We start from the raw sequence: 4,480 nt of genomic DNA on the forward strand, positions 1-4,480 counted from the left end.
GTGAGATCACCACGCCAACGACGAGGGGCCCTGCCTCGTCACCACACCTGCTGACCCGCCCATTCCACCCTCCAGCACAGGACGAAAGAGGCTCAGTGACCATCGCGACCGACCTGAGGGATGAACAAAGCGGTTACTGCACGGGAGAGTCACGGTCCGGCAGGTGGTAGCCCCGCTCCAGTTCCACGTCCTCAACGCCGTAGGCCGCGCTCAGGCTGGCCAGCGCGTCCTCGGGCACGGTCCCCACGGCGGTGCCGATTCCCCGCTGCTCTGACTCAATGATCATCCCGGCGCGCCGAGCGGCCTCTGCCGCCTTCTCGAAATCGTCCGGGTCTAGCCCGACGATGACCCTGACACGGGGCGTCTCATCACCCACGTTGCGCGAATCGCCGGCCATGTCGCCCTCCAACGTGGTCCGTCATTCTGCTACCCCTAAGGCGCCTGCACCAGTCCTCGACCGGCGTCCGACGCCGGGAGACCAAGATCGCGTGTGCCTGCGCGCAGCAGCGTCACGATCTGTGCGGCAGTCGCGCTCGGATTCTGCTCCCACAGCAGCGCAGTGACACCGGCGACGTGGGGTGTGGCCATGCTGGTACCCGACAGCCGACGGTATCCGCCGTTCAGCCAAGTGGACAGCACGTCGACACCCGGTCCCGCCAGGTCGACCCCACCACCGTTCGGGTTGAGACCGGCACACGAGAACGGAGCGATGGTGAAGTCCGGTGCGATCGCACCCACGGCAAGCACCGACGGACAGTTCGCGGGCGTTCCTACTGGTTGGAGATCCAGCGGACGCTGGCTCTCGTTCCCTGCGGCCGCAACAATCACCTTCCCGCGTCGGAGGCATCGACGGGCGGCGCGCTCGTAGATGCGAGAGTAGCCAGCGCCGAGGGCGACCGCCCCGCCCAGTGACATCGAGATGACCCGGATCCCGTCCGGGCCCAGGGCCCAGTTAATGCCGTCGAGGATCTGTCCGTCGCTTCCGCGGCCCTGATTGTTCAGCACCTTGGCGACATAGAGGTCAGCCTCGCACGCGACACCGTAGCGCGGGCCGGTGGCTGGCTTCCTGGGACCGCAGGCGGTCCCGGCGCAGTGGGTGCCGTGGCCGTGGCCGTCGTCGACCGACTGTCCCGGCACGAAGGACGCCGACTGCCTCACCCGGCCCGCTAGGTCCGGGTGGGCCTCGCTGATGCCGGTGTCAAGGATCGCCACTCCGACGCCCAGGCCGGTGAGGGCCGTCTCCGTCGCCACGATGGCCTGCAGCCCCCAGGTGGCCTGAACCTCACTCCACAGAGGACCGGCTGCGGCCTGCGCGAGTAGCGGGTTGGCCTGACCGATTCCACGAACGCGCTCAACAAGGTCGGCCACACCGTGCAGGTAACCCTCCAAGTACTCGACTGGGCGGGTCGACGTCTCCTCCTTAGTGACATGAAGCACACGCTCCGGTTCCGCGCCGATCAGAGCCGGAGTCGAGGCGACCGTAGCTTCCAGCGCCAGCCGCTGATCACCCTCAACAGCCTCGACAATAGCAATGCCCAAATCGTCAAGGACCACAGTTCCTCCCTCCTGGAGGGCATGAGTGGCAACGTCGCCAGCCCGGACGTGGTCCGCCGCCGACACTCCGACACCCGAAGACAGAGCGGCGAGCGCACCCTTGGGATCGCCCTCATCAAGCAGAACCAGGTACCTGCCCGTGTACTCGACATTCCTGACCACGCCCTCGTCGGCCATCCCGGTCACGCTGAACTCGTCCCTCATGGTTGTCGTCCTCTGCTGAGAGCGGGCGTCCACTGCCCGGCGGCGAATGGGAAAGCACAGAGGCCGATCGTTCACAGAGCGGACCCAATGCCATCAATTCCGACGATAAAGCCTCTTCGGTATGGCCGCTGATCGGGTAACCGGTGTGGCCGTCAGCGGGCGAGGCCTCGTGGTGTTGCGGCAGAGCGATGGTCTTGCAGCAGCTAGTAGGGCTTGGTCAGGTTCATTCGCGGGTGGCGTGTCCGTTTGATGGGTTGTGTCGTTGCCTGTATGTGCTGGGTGGGAGTTGGCTGCGGTCCGGTGTGATCTGGAGGACTTCGCAGCGGAGATGTGCGAGCCGTTCGCGCGGGCGGATCAACGCAGGTGGGGCCAGGTGTATCTGCGGGGCCTGCTGCTGGACGGGCGGCGCAAGTCGGTGGAGCCGATGGCCGCCCGTCCGGGTGAGGACGGCAACCGGCAGGCCTTGGCCCACTTCATCACCTCCAGCCCGTGGGAGGCGGCGCATGTGCGCGCCCGTCTCGCGTGGCGGATGCAGCAGGTGATCAAGCCGACCGCGCTGATCATCGATGACACCGGCTGCCTGAAGGACGGGGATGCCTCGGCTTGCATCGCGCGGCAGTACACCGGTACCGCGGGCAAGGTCACCAACTGTCAAGCCGGCGTCTCGTTGCACCTGGCCTCCGACGCGGCGTCGGCGGCCGTGGACTGGCGCCTGTTCCTGCCCGAGAGCTGGGATCCCGCCTCGCCGAAGGCCGATTTGGCCAAGGTGGCCCGCCGCACCACGTGCGGCATCCCCGAAGAAGTCGGTCACGTGGAGAAGTGGCAGCTGGCCCTGGACATGATCGACGAGACCAGGTCATGGGGCATCGATGTCCCGCTCGTCGTGGCCGACGGCGGCTACGGCAATGCGGCAGCCTTCCGTCCCGGCCTGGAAGAACGACAGCTCAGCTACGCGGTCGGCATCTCCACCACGACCACCGCCCAGCCGGAAGCGGCGCGGCTCACACCCCGCCTTATGGCGGTCGCGGCCCGAGTAGGGCTTGGTCAGGTCGGGGCTGGGGTGGGTATGCCGCGTTGACAGGTGGGGCAGTCGCCGGTCCATGTCGTGAGGAGGGTCTGTAGCTCGCGGACGGCCATCTTCAACAAGTGTTCGCCAACGGGCTAAAGGTGCTAGAGCCGATTCATCGCTTGATGTGCTTGCACCTCACACCGCCTTCCACGTCTCGAAACGTGGGACGGCGGTCCTGTCGACACCCGAGGCACTTCGATGGCCACGGCACCGATCGCTTCCCAGGGTAGGGGCCGATAGGCTCAAAGCCAGCGGCGCGCATGATGTCTCTGCGGTGCTGGTCCTCCCCATCCCCATCCACCCAGGGGTTGAAAGAGCGCGGGGCACGTCTCGCCAGTGGTGGGGGCAGCTCGGTCATCGGTGTCTGGCCGCCGAAGGCAAGGCCAAGATTGATCCAGCGCTTGGTGGCGGGCATGTCAGGTAACTCCGTTCAGAGAGAGGCGAAGGCAGGCGGACGCATTTCTCAGGCCGTTCAGACGGCGGTGGGTCCAGGCCTAGCCAGTACCGGTGGCAGACAACCTGTACTAGTGGCTTGACATCACCATTGAGATGCCCTTCAAGGGCCTAGTCGGCGAGGAGTGCTGTCGGCTCTGCTCATCGGACGTTGAACTGGTACGTCGTTGATAGAGGAGGCGTGATCCTCAGTGATGACGCGGTGCCAATTGTCGACCTGCCACTCAAGGCCGACGGCGCATATCACGTCCAGATAGAGGGCCGCGACCAGTTCCCCGGTCATGTGGGGAAGGGACTCAGCAGGACCTGCAGGAGCGCCACGGCTGTCGGAGACAACAGCTGCGCAGGGAGGCGACAGCCCTTTGGCCATGCCGCGCCTGATGATCACCATGGAGACGGCCGTGTGCTTGCCGATGTTTTGAGGCCTTGAGCGTCCGCATGGCGCGCTCGCCCTCGGTGACGACACGCTCAAAGTCCTATCCGAGCACGACTGGGTGACCGGACAGAGGACAATCTGACGGGGGCGTGCCTTGCGACACAGGATTGACACCGCGAACCGTGGCAAGCGCCCTGTCCCATGGCGATTTCGCCCACCGAATCGCTGCCTCAACCATCCACCAGTGTCGCTGCTGACCGAGACGGTTACCCAGGCTTTGGTCAGAGAGCGAGTTCCCAGTGGCCGGTGTCGCGGTCGAAATTCTCAGGTATTGAGCGGGATGTCCGAAGTCCGCTACTCGTCACCCTGAGCGGCTTTGTTGGTTCGCTACGGTGCCATACCTGATGTCTTCACGCCCTGGTGGAACAGGTCACGATGCTGACCATCACCCGCGAGGGTGACGCCGATGCAAGTCACCACTGCCTAATCACGCCACGGCCACACAGGCTCATGACCCGTAAGAACAACACCCAGCGAAGCGCTCGGCGCCCGACAGCAGCTGGACAGTGGCTTCTTTCCCAACGCAGATCGTCTGGTGAGACATGCGGATAGTGATCTACTGCGACCTGACGATGGCCTTTTAAGTCAGCAACGGCATCGGCAAGGCTGGCCGTTGCGTCGGGCTGTCGTCGAGGTGCGCGGCGGGCGCTGGCTGTCGCGGTCGGTGGTTGAGCTTGTTCCGCTTTGGCGGACACCTTCGGTGTGGTGGTCAGGCCGCCAGGGCAGTCTCGTATTCGGCGGGATTGCGGTAGCCGAGGCTGCTG

Annotated in this window: 2 protein-coding genes and 1 pseudogene; 1 reads left to right on the plus strand and 2 read right to left on the minus strand. The window is 65.4% G+C overall.

The genetic code is table 11. The features are described from left to right. Positions 1–133 precede the first annotated feature (133 nt). Both ACZ6C1_RS38695 and ACZ6C1_RS38700 read right to left on the minus strand, forming a co-directional pair. Positions 134–397 (minus strand): hypothetical protein, encoded by a 264-nt coding sequence (locus tag ACZ6C1_RS38695; protein WP_469247713.1) that lies wholly within the window; start codon positions 395–397, stop codon positions 134–136. Positions 398–432: 35 nt separating this feature from the next. Further along, positions 433–1,758, minus strand: a complete 1,326-nt coding sequence (locus ACZ6C1_RS38700; protein ID WP_469247714.1) for a S8 family serine peptidase — start codon at positions 1,756–1,758, stop codon at positions 433–435. A gap of 328 nt (positions 1,759–2,086) precedes the next feature. On the opposite strand from ACZ6C1_RS38700, the pseudogene ACZ6C1_RS38705 reads away from it, so the two are divergent. Further along, positions 2,087–2,787: pseudogene (locus tag ACZ6C1_RS38705) on the plus strand (IS701 family transposase); the annotation flags it as partial. Between the last annotated feature and the right edge of the window lie 1,693 nt (positions 2,788–4,480).

The sequence above is a fragment of the Streptomyces sp. NPDC041796 genome (genome assembly GCF_055590785.1).